The sequence below is a fragment of the Plesiocystis pacifica SIR-1 genome (assembly GCF_000170895.1).
In the GTDB taxonomy this organism is placed as follows: Bacteria; Myxococcota_A; Polyangia; order Nannocystales; family Nannocystaceae; genus Plesiocystis; species Plesiocystis pacifica.
In genome coordinates, this window is record NZ_ABCS01000005.1 from 161,487 (window position 1) to 181,010 (window position 19,524).

The following is a 19,524-nucleotide window of genomic DNA, read 5'->3' on the forward strand; positions in this document are numbered from 1 at the left end:
CGGAGCAGCGGTCAGGAGAGAAGAGAGAGGGCGCCGGAGCCCTGCGGGCGCAGCAGCGCGTCGAGCTCGGCCTGGATTCGGTCGTGGTTTCCGGGCGCGAGGAGCTCGAAGTGATCGGCGGGCAGATCGACGACGCGCGCGGGCCCGTCGACGCAGGCGCGCCACGGGGCCACGCGGGCCTCGGCGGCGTCGGGGTCCACGGGCTCGCCGCGGGTGGTGAGGCCGGCGCGGAAGTAGAGCAGCTCGACGCCGCGCAGGCGCGGGGCCTCGCCCTCGGCCCAGCGGCGCAGGCCCTCGCCGTGGTGCTCGCACACCGACAGCGCGCCGCGCAGGTGGGCGTAGAGCTGGGCCTTGGGCACGATGGTCCGCCCCGCCGCCCTCAGAGCGGTCGCCAGGGTCGAGGCGTGCAGCGAGGGCGGGACGCCGTCGAGGACGGTCTCGGGCAGGCGGCCCTCGGCGAGGAACATGTCGGCGACCATGCGCTTCCACTGCCGCCCCTCGAGCTCGCCCGTGCCCAGGCTCGCGTCGTCCACGGGCAGGGTGTCGAACAGCACCACGCCGCGGACGACCTCGCCCAGCGCCTGCAGCCGGCTGGCGACCTCGATGGCAAGCACGCCGCCCAGGGAGTAGCCGCCGACGAGGTAGGGCCCCCGCGGCCGGGCGCTGCGCAGCAGCTCGAGGTAGTGATCGGCCTGGGCGTCGAAGTTGGCGAAGGGCGCCTCGGCCCCGTCGAGACCGCGGGCCTCGACGGCGTGCACGGACAATCCCTCGGGCACGAGGCTGGGCATGTCGCGGAACACGAAGGCGAAGCCCGGCGCCCCGTGGATCCACAAGCTCGAGCCCTGCGAACCGGCGGCCCGCAGCTCGACGAGGCCCTTGGGCGGCGCCTCGAGCTCGACGTAGCTCAGGCCCCCGCGGACCCGCTCGACGAGGGCGCCGACGGTCTCGAGCTCGCGCAGGCTCGCCAGGGGCAGGCGCACGCCGAAGCGCTGGCCGATGCCCGCGAGCAGGAAAGAGCCCAGCATGGAGTCCAGGCCCAGCTCGGCGAAGGGTCGCTCGGGGCCCACGCGGCCGACCTCGAGCTCGAGCAGCTCGGCGAGCAGCTCGGACACGCCGCGCTCGACCGCGCCGAGCTCCACGGGCGCGAGCTTCTCCGCCCTCGGCGTCGCCGGCTCGAGCCAGCACACCGTGGGCGCGAAGGGGTAAGCCGGGAGCGCGACCAGGCGCGCGCTCGGGTCCGCGGCCACCGGCGCCTCGACGCCCCGCACCCACAGGCGCGCGAGCTCGGCGAGGCGACCGTTGCGGACCAGGGCGCGCACGAAGTCCTCGCCCTCGGGGCCCTCGAACACGGGATCGACGGCCTCGGCTCGGCCACGGGCGAGGGCGGGCAGGCCCCCGCGCGCGTCGGGTTCGGCCAGCCACGCGCGCAACCCCGCGAGCAGCTCGTCGACCCCGCGAGCGACCACGGCCAGGCGCTCGGGCAGGCGCTCACGAGCGCTGCGCAGGGTGTGGGCCAGGTCGGACAGGCGCGGCGGCTCGGCATCGATGCGCGCGCACGTGGCCGCGACGAGGGCCCGCAAGCGCTCGTCGTCGTGGGCCGAGAACAGCAACAGCTGCGGCCGGTCCGCCTCGTCCGCGGCAGCGTCGGTGGGCGCCTCCCCGGCCTCGAGGATCACGAAGGCGTTCGAGCCCCCCGCGCCCAGAGACTGCACGCCAGCGCGCAGCGGCGCGTCCGTGCTCGGGGCCCAGGGCCGGGCCGCGTCGACGAGCTCGAAGCCCCGAGTCAGGCGCGAACCAGCTTCGGCCGCGCCCGCGGGCAAGGAGGGCGCCAGGGTTCGACGGCGCAGCTGCTCGACGACCTTGATGACCTGCGCCAGGCCCGAGGCCGCCTCGAGGTGGCCGATGCTGGCCTTGGTCGAGCCGACCGGCAATCCCCGCTCGCGCCCGCCGAACACCCGCCCGAGGGCGCGCTGCTCCACGGCGTCGGCGATCGCCGAGCCGTTGGCGGCGAGCTCGAGGTAGTCGAGGCCTTCGGGCTCGAGCCCGGCTCGGTCCAGGGCTCGGCGCGCGACCTCGGCGAGCTCCGCCGTATCGGGCACGCTAAAGCCCGCCGTGCGCCCGCCGTGGCTGCTCGCGCTGCCTCGAACGATCGCCAGGATCGCGTCTCCTCGCGACCGAGCGTCCTTCAACGGCGCGAGCACCAGGGCCGCTGCGCCCTCGCCCGCGACGAAGCCGTCGCCGCCGCCGAACAGCCGCGGCGTCGGCCCGGACGCGCTCAGCCCCATGAGCTGCAGCGCCGCGTGCTTGTGCGGGCTCAGGCTCAGGTTCACGGCGCCGACCAGGGCCAGGGCGCAGTCCCGGCGCGCGAGGGCCTGGCAGGCCAGGTCCAGCGCCGTCAGCCCGGAGGCGCAGGCGTTGTCGAGGGCCAGGCTCGGCCCGCGCAGGTCGAAGGACCACGACACGCGGTTGGCCATGGACCAGTTCGAGCCCGCCGACAGCAGCCCGCGGGTCCGCGCGTCCCCGGCCAGCTCGGCGTACTGCCGGTACATGCAGCCGGTGTAGACGCCCACGCGACGGCCCAGGGCCTCGCGCCGCGCCCGGGGGTAGCCGGCGGCCTCGAAGGCCTCCCAGGCCAGCTCGAGCATGAGCCGCTCGCTGGGGTCGAGGGCTGCGGCCTCGACCCGGCCCATGCCGAACAGGGCGTGGTCGAAGCGATCGACGCCGTCGAGGAAGGCCCCGTAGCGGCTGCCCTCGCCGTGCTCGCGCCAGTCCCAGCGATCCGCGGGGACCTCGGTGATGCTCGCGTTGCCCTCGCGCAGCAGCGACCAGTAGGCGGCGATGTCCGGCGCGCCGGGGAAGCGGCCGGCCATGCCGATGATTGCGACGGCGTCGTCGTCCTCGTCCCGCGGGCGCTCGACCGTCACCGAGGGCGTCGGCGCAGGCACGAAGACTTCGGGCTCGGGCTCGACCTTCGCCTCAGCCTCAACTCCAGCCTCGAAGGCCTCGGGGAAGTCCTCGACCAGGGCGCCGGCGAGCTCGTCGATGACGGGGTACTCGAGGAACAGGGTCTCGGGCACGGCGCCCAGGCTGCGCCCGAGGGCGCGGGCCATGGCGACGGCGGAGATCGAGTCGACGCCGTACTGGTCGAAGCGATCGCTCAACCGCACGCGCGCCGCGGGGACCTCGAGGACCTCCTCCATGACCCCGAGGACCAGTTCGCGCGCCGCGTCGAGGGCTCCGGCCTTGGAAGGCGTCGGCGTCGGCGTCGGCGAGGGCTCGACCTTGGGGCTGGCGAGCCGCGCCCGCAGCCGCTCTCGATCCCCAACCAGGGCGACGCGCTGAGCGTGCGACCCTGCCAGCGCCGCATCGAACGCCGCGGCCACACCGGCCGCGTCGAGCTCGCCAAGGCCCAGGGCCTTGCGCATGCGATCGCGGCTCGCCGCGCTGGGCTGCATGCCGCCCTCGCGCAGGGCCGGCCAGTCGATGGCGCAACAGCTCCCCGAGCGCGCGCCCTGGACTCGAAGGACTTCCCGGTGGTGGGCGAAGGCGTCGAGGAAAGCGTTGGCGTAGGCGTAGGCCACCTGCCCCGGGCTCCCGAACACGCCAGCGATCGAAGCGCACAGCACGAAGCGGCGCACGGGCAGCTGTGCCGTGGCGCGGTCGAGGTTCAGCGCGCCCAGGCGCTTGACGTCGACGACGGTCTCCAGGGACGCGCGCTGGTCCGCGAGGCGCCCGTCGGCCAACACCCCCGCGCAGTGCAGCACGCCCTCGACTCCGCCCCGAGCTTGGGCGTGGGCGACCCACTCGGCCACGGCCGCGGCGTCGCGCAGGTCGCAAGCGCGGTAGTCGACCTCGGCCCCGGCCTCGCGCAGGGCGTCGAGCTTGGCCTGCCCGGCTGCGTCCAGGTCGGAGCGACCACACAGGTGCAGGCGCACGCCCGGGGTCGTCGCGGCGAGGTGGCGGGCCAAGGTCTGGCCCAGGCCGCCCAGGCCGCCGGTGATCAGCCAGCTGTGGACCGGCTCTGCGGGCTGCGTCTTGTCCTCGATCTCGGCGAGCGCGGGGCCCATGCGGTGCCCTTCGACGAGCTCCACCAAAGGCGCCGCGTCGCGACCTCCGAGCGCGCGGGCCTCGGCCCACAGACGCTCGGCGAGCGCCCTCGGCTCGAGGGCGTCGTGGACCACCACGGCCCCGCCCACAAAACCGCTCCACTCCCCGCGCAGCGAGACGAAGGCCGGCGCCAGCGCCCGCAGACCCCGGACGTCACCCGCGGCCCGAGACCACGACAGACAACGCAGCGAGGCGCCCGCGGCCCGAGCGTGCAGGCAGCCGAGCACGCGCAAGAGCGCCACGCCGGCGCGACCGGCCTCGACCTTGGGGAGCGCCCCGGTGCCGTCGAGGATCAGCTCTGGCCACCATCCGTCGGCGAGCCAGGCTGCGACCCGAGCGTCGAGGGCCTCCGGTGCATCGGCGAGGCAAGGCTCCGCCGCCTCGACGACCCACTCGCGGTCCGGACCCGTAGCCCGCAGCGCCTCGCCCAGGTCGTCCATCTCGGCCTGGGGACACAGGACGAGGATCCGTCGCGGAGCCTCTCCGAGCGCCGGCTGCGGCAGCTCGACGGCGGCGTGGGTCGAGCCCAAGGTGAGCCGTCCTTCGCGCGATCGAGTCGCTCCGAGCACCGCGAGCTCGAGCCCGCGAACCTCCCCGAGCACCCGACCGCCGCCGTCGCAGACCGTGAGATCGAAGCACAGCTCGCGCCCCGCCCGAGCGCGCACGTGGGCCCGCGCCGGGAATTTCGCAGGCGCGAAGCAGCGAGCGGCCTCGACCCGTCGAGGGACGCACAGCTGCTCCGCCTGGGTCAGCGCGAACACGGACTGGAACGCGGCGTCGAACAGCGCCGTCCAGCTCGCCTCGCCCGCGCCGTCGAGGTCGACGAGGCACTCGCCCTCGCCCAGGGCGAGGCTCTGGAGCAGGCGAAAGCGCGGCCCGTACTCGATGCCCGCGGCGGCGAAGGCCGCGTAGGGGTCGTCGTGGGTGGGCGCGCCGCAACGTGCCGCGATCGCCTGCAGGTCCACGCGCCCCGCCTCGCCTTCGAGCTCGGGCCGCACATGGACCGTCGCGCAGCTCGAGTCGTCGCTGCGGATCTCGACGCGGCCGTCCGCCCCTCGGTTCAGCGCCAGGGCGAGGCCATCGGCCCCGGCCACCATCGGCGCGAGCAGCTCGAGCTCTTCGAGCTGGCCGCCGCCTTCGAGCAAGAGCGCGATCAACCCGGCCGCGGGCAACAGCGCCCGCCCCTGGATCCGATGCTCCTGCGTGCGCCAATCGTCCGCGCCCAGCATCCACGACGAGGCCTCCGCTTTCCCCAGCGCCTCCTCGCCGATCCAGTAGCGCTCGCGCGCGAAGGGATAGGTCGGCAAGGACATCCGCCGTGGCCCCGGCGTGCTCGCCCCCCGAGCCCAGTCGACCTCACCCCCGACCAGCCACCACCGCGCCCAGACCAGGCGCAGCTCGAGCTCGGCCTCGGGGTGCAGCGCCCGATTCGGAGCCGGACCGCGCTCGCGGGTCGGCAGGCTGCGCCCCACGGACAGCCCCGGGTGCTCGCGCCCGTCCGCGTAGGCGCGCAGCCCCGCGACCATCGCGTCCGCGTCCTCGCCGACCACGACCAGGCGCTCGGCCATGGCCTCACGACCCACGGCGAGGGTGTGGCAGGCCCGACCCAGCTCGCGCGCGGCCTCGCCTCCCTGCGCGAGGGCGTCGGCCATGCGCGCGGCGTAGACCCGCAGACGCTCGGGCTCGCGGGCGCTGAGCAAGAGCAGATGAGGCGGACGCAGCTCGGGCTCGAGGGCGGCCAGGGGATCGGCGAGCTCCTCGACGATCAGGTGCGCGTTGGCTCCGCCCGCGCCAAAGGAGCTCAGCCCCGCGCGCAGGGGCTGCTCGACGCCGTCGAGCACCGGCCGGGTCCACGCCTGGGCCGTCCGCACCAGCTCGAAGCTCGAGCCCTCGAAGGCGACCCGCGGATTCGGCGGATCGCCGTGGATGGCCGGCGCCAGGGTCTCGTGGCGCAGCTGCAAGAGGATGCGCGTGAGCCCGCAGACCCCCGCCGCCGACTCGAGGTGACCGAGGTTGGCCTTGATCGACGCGAGGGCCCGGCGCGGCTGCTCGCCGTCCGCGTCGCGCCCAAAGGCCGCGTTCAACCCAGCGAGCTCGATGGGGTCGCCCAGGGTCGTGCCGGTGCCGTGGGCCTCGACGTAGGAGATGCTGCGCGGGTCGACCTCGGCCCGCTCGAGGGCCCCGCGCACGCACGCGGCCTGGGCCCGGGGGTTGGGCACGGTGTAGCCCGAGGTCTTGCCGCCAGCGTTGATCGAGCTGCCCCGGATCACGCCCCAGATCGGATCCCGGGCGGCGATCGCCTGGGCCAGGGGGCGGAGCACGACGGCGCCGGCACCCTCGCCGTCGACGAAGCCGTCCGCCGCCGCGCCGAAGCTGCTGCAGCGCCCCGAGGGCGAGAGCATGCCCATGCCGCACAGGCCGATGAGCTGCAGCGGGTGGGTGATCAGGTTGACCCCGCCCGCGACCGCGAGCTCGCACTCGCCCCGGCGCAGGCTCTCGCAGGCCAGGTGGATCGCCGTCAACGAGGCGCTGCAGGCCGTGTCCACGGCGAGGCTGGGGCCCGTGAAATTGCACAGGTAGGACAGGCGGTTGGCGATGGACCAAAACGAGCTGCGCGCGCCCACGCCCCGGCCCGCGTCGGCGTGGCCGGCCTGCGCCCGCCCCCAGGCGTTGGCGCCCAGGCCCGTGTAGCCGTTGTTCATCGCGCCCACGAACACGCCCACCCGAGCCTCGCTGGCGGCGAGGCGCGAGGGCACCAGGCCCGCGTCCTCGAAGGCCGCCCACGCGACCTCGAGGAACACCCGCTCTTGGGGGTCCATGGTCCAGGCCTCCCGCGGGGGGATGCCGAAGAACATCGGGTCGAAGCACTCGGCGTCCTCGAGCACGCCGCAGCGCGCCGTGTAGAGGGCCCCGGGCTCGCCCCGCTCGCCCAACCATCGCCGCCAGTCAAAGCGATCCGTGGGCAGCTCGGAGATGGACTCGCGGCCGGCGAGGAGGTTGGCCCACAGCGCGTCGAGGGTCGGCGCCTCGGGGTAGCGGCCGGCGACGCCGACGATCGCCACGGCGTCCGCCGGGAGGTCGGCGAGGGTCGAGCGCAGCAAGGTGCGCAGGATCTGGCGCTTGCGCGCGCGCTTGTCGGTCGTGGTCATCGTCGATCCCTCGAGTTCGTGCGCAGCGCCTGCGGCGTGGCCAGGGCCCGGTCGAGGCGCGCGAGCAGGCTGTCGAGGGCGTCGTCGGACAGGCCATCGACGACGGCGTCGGACAGGTCGGACGCGGGGGTGTCCGCGGCGGGCTCGGGCCGCGACGCTTGAGCGCGCGCGGGCTCGGGTTGCGGCGCCCGTGGGCGCGGGGCCTCGACGGTCGGCAAGGCCTTGGCCAGGCCCTCGGCGGCGCTGGACTTCAGGGTGTCGGCCAGCGCCTCCAGGGTCGGGTTCTCGAACAGCAAGGTCGCCGGCAGCGGCCCCAGCTCAGTCTCGAGCTCGCGGACCAGCTCCATGCCCACGAGGCTGTCGACCCCGTAGATCTCGAAGGTCGCCCGCGGGTCGAAGTCGGCGGGGTCGAGCTTGAGGACCCTGGCGAAGCGTTCGCGCAGCCAGTCGAGCACGGCCTCACCCTCGACCCCCTCGACATGGCCGCTCGGCTCGACGGAGCGAGTCGCAGGCGCGGGCGCAGCCGCTTCGACGACGGCAGCCTGCGCCCGCGTCCCGACCACGCCGTCGCTGTGTCCGACGACGACGCCCTGCACGAGCTCGCCCTCGGCCACCCCGGGCAGGCCGTGGATCGCCACGGCGCCAAAGCCCTCCTGCGCCAGCAAGCGCCGCCACAGGGCCGGCCCCAGCAGCGGGGCGTGGTCCAGGCGCCAGTGCGGATCTTCGAACAGCCACCACCCCGGCGTCATCCCGAAGGTCAAGGTCGCAAAGGCCTGGGTGGCCACGGTCTCCAGCAGCACGATCGCGCCGCCGGGGCGCAGCGCCGTCTTGATGCGCGCGACCGAGGCCGCGACGTCGCGGGTCGCGTGGACCACGTTGGCGGCCAGGACCACGTCCACGCTGCCCAGCGCCACGCCCTGCTCGGGGAAGGGCCGCTCGAGGTCGAGCTCGAAGAAGCGGGCGAAGGCGTGGGCGCCGAAGCTGCGCTCGCCGTGGCGCACGAAGCCGGCCGAGAGGTCCGTGTAGGCGTACTCGAGCCTATCCGCCCAGCCGAGCTTGGCCAGGCGCGCGAGCACCGAGGCGCTCGTGCCCCCCGTGCCCGCGCCGATCTCCAGCACCCGCAGGCGAGCGTTTGGATCCTCGCGCAAGCGCTCGCGCAGCGCCGCCTCGACGGCCGCGGCCGCGAGCTGGTTGTGGTAGTCGGTGATCGCGTCGCCGGCGTAGATGCCCTCGACGAGCTCCATGGAGCCGCCGGGGAAGAGCACCTCGGGGGCCGTCGTCGTCCCGCGCAAGATCGCCGGGCTCGCCGGCACGCAGGCCTGAAGCAGGCGCAGGTGCGGACCCAGCTCGGGGTAGCGCGCCGCCAGGGCCTCGGTGTTCGCGGCCTCGCGGCGCAGGGCCTCGGCCTCGGCGGAGACCGTCCACGTCCCCTCGCTGCTGCGCTCGAGCGCGCCGGCGTCACGGAGCAAATGGACAAAAGCTGCCCACACGCCGCGGTGCGCTCCGTCCACGCCCAGGCGCGCCGCGGCGGCCTCGGGCTCGAAGCTGCGACCGCGCTCGGGCAGCGCCCCCTCCCGGCTCAGCGCTCCGACCAAGAGCGCCGCGGATTGACGCGTGAGCGCGGCGGCGCTGCCCCGGGCCCGCTCGAGCACGGCGAGGTCGAGGGGCGGCGGCTCGACCACCAGCGCGCCCTCGCGGCTCGGGGCGACGCCCAAGACCGAGAGCGCGGCGTCGTCGTCGATGCCCATGCGCTCGCGCAGCCAGGGCTCCGCGGCGAAGGCCAGCAGCTGCGGCGACGGAGCGGCGAGCACGGCCTCGAAGGCCGCCAGCCCGCGCGCGGGCTCGATGGCGCGGATGCCCCGGGCGGCCAGGCGACGGCGGTAGCGCTCGTCCTTGACCGCGCCGACGCTGCCCCAGTAGCCCCAGTTGATCACCCGCACCGGCACCGAGCCGGCCGCGGCCACGGCCCGACCGTAGGCGTCCTCGAAGGTGCAGGCCGCCGCGTAGTTGCCCTGGCCCGCGTCCGTGGACAGGGACTGGCCCGAGGAGAACAGCGCGATCCAGTCGAGCCCGAGACCGGCGCAGGCCTCGATGAGCTCGACGCAGCCGTGGACCTTGGGCGTCAGCGCCCGCCGGAGCAGGCCCTCGTCCATGGCCTCGTAGGCCACGTCGCACAGATCCATGGCCGAGTGCACCACCCCGTCGAGGCCGCCGAAGGCGTCCGCGGCCTCGCGCACCGCCGCGGCGATGCTGCCCGGCGCGTTCGCGTCGGCGCGCAGGTAGATCGCCCGAGCGCCGGGCGCCTCGGCCTCGAAGCTCGCCAGGGTCTGGCGCAGCTCGGCGTCGAGGGGGCGACGACCGACCAGGGCCACGCGCGCGCCGAGGCCCGCGAGGTGTCGACCCAAGGTCAGGCCCAAGCCGCCGGAGCCGCCGAGGATGAGGTAGGCCCCGCCGCGGCGCAGGCCTGCGGTAGCGCGAGCGTCGGCCGAGGGGCGCAGGGTCTCGAGGCCGCGGGCGTACCAGGCCCCGCCGCGCACGGCCCAGGTCCCCGGGACGCCGCCCCGACAAAGGCACGCGCTCAGGGCCTCGGCGGCCGCGGGCCCGTCGAGGTCTCCGTCGAGGTCGACGAGCTCCACGGTCCAGCTCGGGTACTCCCGGGCCAGGGAGCCCAGCATGCCGTGGAGGCAGGCGTCCGCCGGAGCGGCCGCGCCCTGTCCGGACAGCGGCGCGAGCTCGGCGTGGCCGTCGTGGACCCCAAAGCTGAACGCGCTCACGCGCAGCGCCCTCCGACGCAGGTCCAGGTCGAGCAGCAGTTTGATCAAGCGCAGCAAGGTCAGCGCGCGCCCGGTCGCGAGCTCGGCGAGCTCGAGGCCCTCCTCGCCCGCGCGGGCCGTCGGTCCGCCGCCCAGGAACACCAGGTGTTCGGGCAGGGGCAAGCCGGCGACGCACTCGCGCAGGTCTGGTCGGGCGAGGACCTCGGCGCTGAGCACCGAGACCTCGTCCACGCCCAGGGACTCGGCGACGGCGTCGACCAGCTGCGGGTCATCCTCGACGCACACCACCCACAGCGGGCCGCGGGCCTCGAGCTCGACTGGCTTCGGCGCCGGGACCCGACGCCAGCGCGGGCAAAAGAAGAAGGGCTCGCCCTCCTCGGCGCTCACCGGCCTCGGCGCGGGCTCGGCTGGCTTCGGCGCGACAGGCTTCGCGACGCTCGGCGTGGGCGCGGGGCCCCCGCTGATCCAGTGGCGCTCCCGCGCGAAGGCGTAGCCCGGCAGCGACACCCGCCGCGCGCCGACGAAGAGCTCGCCGAGCTCGTGGAGCTCACCGGCGACCCAGCGCCGACCCACACCTTCGAGGGCCGCGGCGCTCGTCGTGTCGACGACGCCCGGCTGCCCCCCGCGACCGCCGACCAGGCGCCGGCGCAGGGCATCCACGCTTCCTTGCAGCGCCCGGGAGCGCGAGTCCCCGCGCAGCCACGCGTCGAGCTCGCCCAGGAGCTCGCCGACGCTCGACGCGACGATCGCCAGGCGATCGGCGAAGGCCTCGCGCCCGTCCGCCAGGGTGAAGGCGAGGTCGTCGAGGCGCGGCTGCCCGTCGCCCTCGAGGTGCCCGAGCAAAGCCTGGGCCTGGCGCTGGAGCGCGGCCTCGCTGCGCGCCGAGAGCACGACGAGCTGCGGGCCCGCGCAGGCCGGGCGCCCGTCCGCCGCGGGCACATACTCCTCGAGCACCACGTGGGCGTTCGCGCCACCAAAGCCAAAGGAGCTGACCCCGGCCCGACGCGGCTGCGCGCGGCCCTGGGCGTCGCGCGAGCGCGGCCACGGACGCGGCCGATCCACGATGTCCAGGGGCGTACCCTCGAGGCGGATGTGCCGGTTGAGGGTCTCAAAGTGCAGGTTGCCCGGGAGCTTCCCGTGGCGCATGGCCAGCAGCACCCCGAGCACGCCGGCGATGCCCGCCGCGGCCTCGAGGTGACCCACGTAGGTCTTGATCGAGCCGACGCCGACGCGCTCGCAGCCCGGCGCCATGGCCTGCTCGGCCGTCGGCGCCGGGAAGTTGGCGATGGCCTTGCCCAGGGCGTTGAGCTCGATGGGGTCGCCCAGCGAGGTGCCCGTGCCGTGGGCCTCGACGTAGTCGAGCATGCTCGGGTGCAGCCCCGCCCGGGTCCACGCGTCGACGAGCAGGTCCGCCTGCGCGTTGGGGTTGGGGGCCGTCAGCGACTTCGCCCGCCCGCCGTGGTTTTGGGCGCAGCCGCGGACGATCGCGTGGATCGTGTCGCCGTCGGCCAGGGCCCGGCGCAGGGGCTTGAGGAACACCGCCCCGACCCCCTCGCCGCGGACGTAGCCGTCGGCGCTGTCGTCGAAGGTCCGGCAGCGGCCCCGCGGGCTGAGCATGCCCGCGCGGGCGAAGGCCGTGAACATCGAGGGGCTGAGCAGGGCGTTGACCCCTCCGGCGATGGCCATGTCCGCCGCGCCCGTGCGGATCGCCGCGACGGCGTGCATGATCGCGACCAGCGAGCTCGAGCAGGCCGTGTCCACCGGCGAGCTCGGCCCGCGCAGGTTGAGCAGGTAGGACACGCGGTTGGCGAGGATGCTGTGGGTCATCCCCGTCGAGTTGTGGGCGCCGATCGCCCCCGCGGCCTGCTTGACCAGCTCGGTGTAGTCGAGGCCCGCGACCCCGACGTAGAGGGCCGTGCGCGTCCCCGCCAGCGAGGACGGCCGGTGCCCCGCGTCCTCGATGCAGTGCCACACGCACTCGAGGATCAGCCGCTGCTGCGGATCCATGAGCTCGGCCTCGCGCGGGGAGATGCCGAAGAACTGCGGGTCGAAGCGATCGACCTCGGGCATGAAGCCGCCCCAGCGGACCCGGCCGCGGCCGACGTCGCTGGCGGCCTCGGACGCGGCCTGCCAGTCCCAGCGGGCCGCGGGGACCTCGGTGATCAGGTCGCGGCCCTGGTCGAGGGCCGACCAGAAGGCGTCGAGGTCGACGCTGCCTGGCAGCCGGCCGCTCATGCCGACGATGGCGACGGCGTCCTCGTCGACGGGGAGCTCGGGGAGCTCGGGGAGCTCGGGCTGCTCGACCTGCGCGCGCTGGGGCGGCGCGGGATCGGGCGCCGGCTGTGTTGCCACGACTTCTTGCAAGCGCACGCCCTGGCTGCGCATGTCCTCGGCCAGGCTGGCCAGGGAGTCGAACTCGAACATCACCGCCGGGGTGAAGGCCGTGCCGAAGGCCTCGTTGAGCTGGTTGGCGAACTCCGTGAGCTTGAGCGAGTCGAAGCCGAACTCCGACAGGTCGTCGTGGAGCTCGACCTCCTCGAGGCCGAGCCCGACGAGCTCGGCGACGAGCTCGCGCAGGCGCTGACCCAGGCGATCCGCCGCGCCCTCGGTGTTCGAGGGCGCTCGCTCGACCGGGCTCGACGCGCGGCTCGGCGCGACCTCGAAGGTGGGCGCGTCCGTACCCGTCGCCAGGCTCCGGGCCAGGCTGCGCAAGCTGGGGTACGCGGCGAGGCTGGTCGGCGAGCGCGAGCCGCCAAAGCGAGCCTCGAGCGCGCGAGCCAGGGCCGTCGAGCTCAGGGCGTCCGCGCCCAGGTCCCGCAGCGACTCGTCGAGATCGACGTCGTCGAGGGCGAGCCCGAGGGCCTCGGCCGCCGCGCGGCGCACGAAGGCCTCCGCGGCCTCGAGCTCACCCGCTCCGCTGGCCTCGTCCTCCACACCGAGCGCGGCGATCAATCGCTCGACGCGACCGTGGGCCAACGCGACGGCCGGCTCGCCCAGGCTCAAGGCCTCGAGCAAGGCCGCGGCTCCCCGCGCCTCGGGCATGGGCTCGAGGCCCATGGTGGTCGCGAGCAAGCGCTGGGTCTCGGCGTCGACGCCCATGCCCTCTCCCCCGCTTCGCTGCCACAGCGGCCAGGCGATCGAGCAGGTCAAACCATGGCGCCGACCCGCCGCGCGCAGGGCCTCCCGCTCGGCCGCGAAGGCGTCGAGCCAGGCGTTGGCGTAGGCGTAGACGGCCTGCCCGGGGTTGCCCCACACGCCGGACATGGAGCCGCACAGGACCATCCAGTCGAGGGGGCTCGCGCCGAGGGCTTCATCGAGGGCTCGGGCGCCGTCGAGCTTGGGCCCGAGCACCGTGGCCAGGCTCGCGGGGTCTTGATCGACGACCTTCGCGTCCCGGGTCACGCCGGCGGCGTGGATCACCCCATGGATCGCGCCAAAGCGGCGGCGGGCCTGCTCGACCAGCGCCGCTACGGCGCCCGCGTTGGTGACGTCGCAGGGCGCGTACATGGCCTCGCCGCCGAGGGCCTCGAGCTCGCGCAGCAGCGCCTCGATGGCCGCGTCCGCAGGTCGACGACCGCACAGCACCACCCGGGCCGCGCAGCCCTTCGCCAGGGCTCGGGCGAAGGCTGCACCCAGCCCGCCCGCGCCGCCCGTGATCAACACGACCGCGCGCTCGCGCGGGGTCAGGGGTGCAGTCGGCTGACGCCGGAGCATGCGACGGACGCTCCGCTGGCCGGCCTGAACGCGGCGCTCGACCTCTGCGCTGCCGCCCATGTCCGTGCCGAGCTCGGCGGCGACCTGCTCGGCCCACTCGGCCGCGCTCAGGCCTGCCTCGACGCCCAAGCTGGCGACGTCCAGGCCAACGAGCTCGGCCTGCAGCGAGCGCAGGAAGGCGCCCAGGGGCCGCGCGTCGAGCTCGCCATGCAGGGCGAGCAGACGCAGGCGCGCGCGCCGACTAAAGCGCGGACCCGCAGACGTCGGCGCGGCCAACAGGCGCGCGAGGGTGAAGGCCTCGTCGAGGGGGCGCGCCCCAGGGACGTGGACTACCGCGGCGAGGGGCGAAGCGTCGAGCTGCGCGCGGGCCTCGGCGAGGCTCGACGCGAGCACGGGGCGACCCAGGCGACGGGCGAGGGCGTCTCGGTGTGCTTCGTCGCCGCCGATCAGCGCGACGGCGCCCGGATTCAACGGAGCCCCGGGCTGCGCCGGACTCGGCCGCCAGTCGGGCGTCGCCCACAGCAGCTCGCCCGCGTTCGCGTTGGGCTTTCGCTCCGGCTGCGGCGGGGTCAACCGACGCACGCTCAACCCGCGGATCGCCACGCGAAGCGCACCGTCCTCGCCCTCGACCCGGACGCTGAAGCGCTCGACGCCTCGGCGCCCGCCGGGCTCGCGCCACACCTGGACCCGACACGCGTCGCGCATGGTCCCGTGAATGGCCACGGACTCGACCATGAAGGGCACGAAGGGGCTGGCGGACTCGCCCGCGGCGTCCCGCGACCCCGCGCCCTCGGCCAGCGCCAGCCCGATGAGGGACTGGAGCGCGCCGTCGAGCAGACCCGGCGACAGCTGCAGCGAGCCGTCCTCGCGCGCCGCCCCGTTCGGACGCAGGCGGGCGCGGGCGCAGGTCGACGAGGCGCGCAGCTCGGTGATGACCTGGAAGGAGGGCCCGTAGCCCAGGCCCATGGACGCGAAGGCCCGGTAGAGCTCGGGGCCCGCGGGCAGCTCGCGCTCGTCCCCGGTCGGGCGCGGAGCCTCGGCCAAGGACGCCTCGGGCTCGCCCCAGCTCACCCGCCCGCGGGCGTGAACGGGCAGCGAGGCGCCGTCCAGGGGATCCTTCGGCCCGCAGCTGCGGACCTCGAAGTGCCCCGCCTCGGCGTCTCCGCGCCAGCTCAGCACGACCCGCGCCCCCGGCCCCTCGGGGCTCAGCGGACGCAGCCAGACCAGCTCGTGGACGCCCGCGACCCGCCGGCCCTCGAGGAGCTCGGCGGCCGCCCGGGCGAACTCGATGTAGGCCGCGCCCGGGAAGATCGCGCGGCCCTCGACGCGGTGATCGTCGAGGACCCAGGCCTGGGGATCGAGCTCGAGCAGCGCCGCCGGTCGACCGTCGATCTGCCCGCGCTGGACCTGCATCACGGCCGGCGCCGATGTCTGAGCGACGACGGGCTCCGCCGTCGCCTGCGTCCCCTCGGGGATCCAGCAACGGATCTTGCGCAAGGGATGACCCGGCAGGGGCACCGGCGTCGGCGCGGGGGCGCCGAGCAGCGCCGCCCAGTCCGGGCGCTGACCGTGAACGAAGGCCTCGGCCAGCGTCGCCAGGCCTTCGCGCAGCCGCGTCACGTCGCGCTCCGTTCCCAGCTCGGCGCTGCGCTGGGCCAGCTCGGCCTTGCTCAACCGAGGCTGGCCGGGATCACGACGCAGGTTCCGAGTCGGCGCGCGCGTCCCCTGCCCAGTGACGAAGGCCTCGATCGCCCGACGCAGCTCGTCGAGGTCGGCGGCCACGAACGCAACGCGCACGGGGAACTCGCTGCGCCCGACCTGAAGGGTCCAGGCGATGCGCGCCGCGCTGTCCCGGGTCTGCGCGCAATGGTTCGCCAGCGCGCTCAGGTAGGTCCGCAGGGCCTCCTCGGTGCGGGCGCTGACGGGGAAGAGGTAGGCCGAGCGCACCGGAGCCTCGCGCTCGGTCCTCGCCGGCGCCTCCTCGAGCACCAGGTGCGCGTTGGTCCCGCTCATGCCAAAGCCGCTGATCGCCGCGCGCCGTGGGCCCTCGTTTGCCGGAGCCCAGGCCTTGGTCTCGGTGTTGACCACGAAGGGGCTGCCCGCGAAGGCGATGTGCCGGTTGGGCTGCTCGAAGTGCAGCGAGGCCGGGATGCTCTGGTGGCGCATGGCCAGCAGCACCTTGTGCACGCTCGCCATGCCCGAGGCCACGGCCGCGTGGCCGATGTTGGTCTTGACCGAGGCGATGGCGCAGCCGCCCACCGGCGCCGGGGCGCTGCCCCGCTCGGCGCTCGCCTGGGCCCACGCCTGGGTCAGCGCCTGGTACTCGATGGGGTCGCCCAGCGAGGTGCCCGTGCCGTGGGTCTCGATGTAGCCGATGCTCGCCGGGTCCACGTCGAAGTCGCGGTAGACTTGGGCCTCGAGCTGGGTCTGGGACACCGTGCTCGGGGCCGTGATCCCGTTGGTCCGCCCGTCTTGGTTGATGCCCGAGGCGCGGATCACCCCGTGGACGCGGTCGCCGTCGCGCAGCGCCTCGTCGAGGGACTTGAGCAGGACCAGGCCCACGCCCTCGCCGGGCACGAAGCCGTCGGCGCGGTCGTCGAAGGCCCGGCACACCCCGGCCGGCGAGAGCATGCCCGCCTGGGCCGCGAACACGTAGAAGGCCCGATCCAGCAGGAAGCTCGCGCCCGCGAGCATGAGCGAGTTTTGCCCGCTGCGGATGCGATCGCAGGCCAGGTGGATGGCCGTCAGCGCCGACGAGCAGGCCGTGTTGAGGACCACCGTCGGCCCGCGCAGGTTGAGGAAATAGGCCACGCGCGCGGCGATCACCGAGCTGTCCGTGCCCCACAACGCCTGGGGCTGCTCGGCCCCGGCGGCGACCAGGCGGCTGAGGTAGTCCCCGTCGAGGCCGCCCGCGATCACGCCGCAGTCGGACTCGGCCAGGCGCTGGGCCGAGTAGCCCGCGTCCTCGATGGTTCGCCAGGCCTGCTCGAGGAACAGCCGCTGCTGCGGTGCGGTCTGCTCGGCCTCGGCGCGGCTGAAGCGGAAGAAGCTCGGGTCGAACTCGTCGATGGCGTCGATGAAGCCGCCGACCTTGCAGTAGGAGCGGCGCTTGACCCCGCGCTGGGGGTCGTGGAAGCCGTCGAGGCTCCAGCGCTCCGGCGGCACCTCCCGCACGGCGCAGCGGCCCGCCTCGAGCATGGACCAGTAGGCGTCGAGGTCGACGGCGCCGGGGTAGCGGCCGGACATGCCGATGATCGCCACGGCGCCGCGCGAGCGCTCGACGGGCGAAGGCGTCGAGGCGACCTGCGCTCGAGCGGGGACCGGAGCGGGCGCGACCGGGGTCGCTACTCGTGCCGGTGCCGGAGCGGGTGCGGGCGCGGCCGCGACGAACTCGGGCAGACCGTCGATGTGCGCGACCAGGGCGTCGTAGCTGCCGTAGTCGTAGAGCACCGTCGTGCGCAGGTTCAGGCCCAGGCGGCGGTTGAGCGCCGTGACCAGGTCGATGCCCGTGAGCGAGTCGAGGCCGTACTCGGCGAAGGCCCGCTCGCCGTCGATCTCCCCGGGGTCCATGGACAGCGCCTTGGCGAGGCACTCGGCCACGGCCCCCGCGCTCGACGTGGACGACCCGGAGACGGGCGGCTGCTCGACGACTCCCGCCAAAGCGGCGACCGGTCGCGGCGCGCTCGGGCGCGGCTTTTGCTGCACGCGCGGACGCTGACGGCGTCCGTCGGCCTCGGCGACCAGCACGTGCTGGCCCCCCTCGCCAAGGGCGACGCTGCGCACGAAGCCCTCCGCAGCCAGCACGCGGCGCCAACCCGGCACGTCCAGGAGCGGCCCGCCGGGCAGGCGCAGCGCCTCGTCGTCGAAGGCCCACCACCCGTCGAGCAGGCCGAAGGTCAAGGTCGTGAAGGCCTCGACGCGGGTGACCTCGTTGAGCACCAGCCAGCCCCCGCGGCGCAGCAGCGCCCGGGCGTGACCCAGGGTCTCGCGGATGCGCGCCGTCGCGTGGAGCACGTTGGCGGCGAGGACCAGATCGTAGGCCTTGGCCGCGAAGCCCTGGCCCGTCGGCTCGGCGCTGGCGTCGAGCAGGGCGAAGCGCAGCTGCGTGCTAGCACCTGCAAAGCGCGCCCGGCCGTGATCGAGGAAGGCCTCGGACACGTCGGTGTAGGTGTACTCGACGGCAGCGCCAAAGCGCCCGAGGGCCGCGAGCACCCCGGCCGAGGTGCCGCCCGTGCCCGCGCCCAGCTCGAGCACGCGCACGACCTCGGCGCCGGCCGAGAGCCTCGCCTCGACGGCGCGCGCGACCGTCCCCGCGCACACCTGGTTGAAGCCGTCGGCGACGGGGTTGTCCTTGTAGATGCCCTCGACCAGCTCCGTGCTGCCCCCGGGGAAGAGCACGTCCGTGGCCAGGGTCTCGCCGCGCAAGATCCCTGGGGCCGCCGCGACGCAGGTGTCGAGCAGGCGCTGGTGGGGCTCGAGGCTCGCGGGCAACGGCGCGCTCACGCCCGACCCCTTCGCAACCAGGCGGCACCCCGAGGCCGTCTCTTCCAGCAGCCCGCGCTCGCGCAACAGACCGACGAGAGAGTCGAACAAGCGGTGGTAGCGAGGCTGGACCCCCGCCTGCGTCCGCCAATCCTCGAGCGCGCCGGCGTTCAGGCCCAGGCCCGCGAACAGGGCGAGCAGGCCCGCGTCCAGGCGGCCCTCCCAGACCGCGCGCGCGCTGGCGTCGACGTCGAAGGACACGCCCTGGGTCAGGGCGCGCAGGGGCTGCTCGTGGGTCGCCAGCTCGAGGCTCGAGCGAGCAGCACGCCCGCCGGGGACGAGCGCGGGAGCCTCGAGCGCGCCGAGCTCCGCGAGCACGTCCGGGGCCGCGTCGATCAACACCACCCGGGCCAGGTCCGAGGCGAGCACGCCCTCGATGGCGTCCAGGCCCTGCTCGGGATCGATCAGCCCGTGACCGATCGCGGCGAGGCGCTCGCGGTTGCCCGCCTCAGCCGTGGGCCCGCTGCCCCAGTAGCCGCAGTCGACCACCTTCAAGGGCCACGGCGCGTCCACGCCCGCGTCGGCGAGGGCGTCCTGGTAGGCGCTCGCCGCAGCGTAGGCTCCCTGGCCGCGGTCGCCGACCATGGACTGGATCGAAGACACGATCAGGAAGAAGTCCAGCGCCACGCCACGCAGGGCGTCGACGAGGTGACGGACGCCCTCGACCTTGTAGTCGTGGGCCGCCGCGAAGCTGGCCGCGTCGAGCTGAGCGAGCTCGGCCTGGGCGAAGGCGAGGGCCGCGAACACGACCCCGTCGAGGCCCTCGCAGGCCCCGAGCAGCTCGGCCACCGCGGCCTCGACGGCCTCGGGGTCGCCGACGTCCGCCTGGACGTAGAGGACCTCTCCGCCGGCCTCGGCCACCGCCGCGGCTCGCTCGGCGACCTGCCCCTCGAGGGGGCGCCGGCCCATCCACACCACCGTCGCGCCGCAGCGCCGAGCCAGGCGCATGCTCAGATCAAAGCCGATGGTCCCCGCGCCGCCGACGATGAGGTAGGTGCCGCCCTCGACGAAGGCCGAAGCCTCGAGGGCGCCCGCGTCGACGGGCACCAGGGCGCGGCGCCACAGCCCGCCCTCGCGCAAAGCCAGCGCCGTCGAGCGGCGCTCCGCGGGCGCGCGCCAGTCCATGGCGCTGCTGCCAGCCTCGACGTCGAGGCAGCGCACCCGCCAGCGGGGGTGCTCCCGGGCGATGACCGTCGCCAGGCCCGAGAGGCCCGCGGCCGCCCCCGGGAAGGGCCGAG

General features: G+C 75.0%; 2 protein-coding genes. Both read right to left on the reverse strand.

Annotation, left to right across the window (positions count from 1 at the left end; translation table 11 throughout):
* Positions 1 to 11 precede the first annotated feature (11 nt).
* Positions 12 to 7,256, reverse strand: coding sequence for an SDR family NAD(P)-dependent oxidoreductase (locus tag PPSIR1_RS04295; protein WP_006969761.1), 7,245 nt, complete (start codon positions 7,254 to 7,256; stop codon positions 12 to 14).
* Positions 7,253 to 19,447, reverse strand: a complete 12,195-nt coding sequence (locus PPSIR1_RS50695; protein WP_269744684.1) for an SDR family NAD(P)-dependent oxidoreductase — start codon at positions 19,445 to 19,447, stop codon at positions 7,253 to 7,255. Before PPSIR1_RS50695 ends, PPSIR1_RS04295 begins: the two co-directional genes overlap by 4 nt.
* Positions 19,448 to 19,524 lie beyond the last annotated feature (77 nt).

What these genes read in the sequence shown, in the direction of transcription:
- PPSIR1_RS04295 (WP_006969761.1), bottom strand. Translation starts at nt 7,256, where the DNA reads ATGACCACGACCGACAAGCGCGCGCGCAAGCGCCAGATCCTGCGCACC.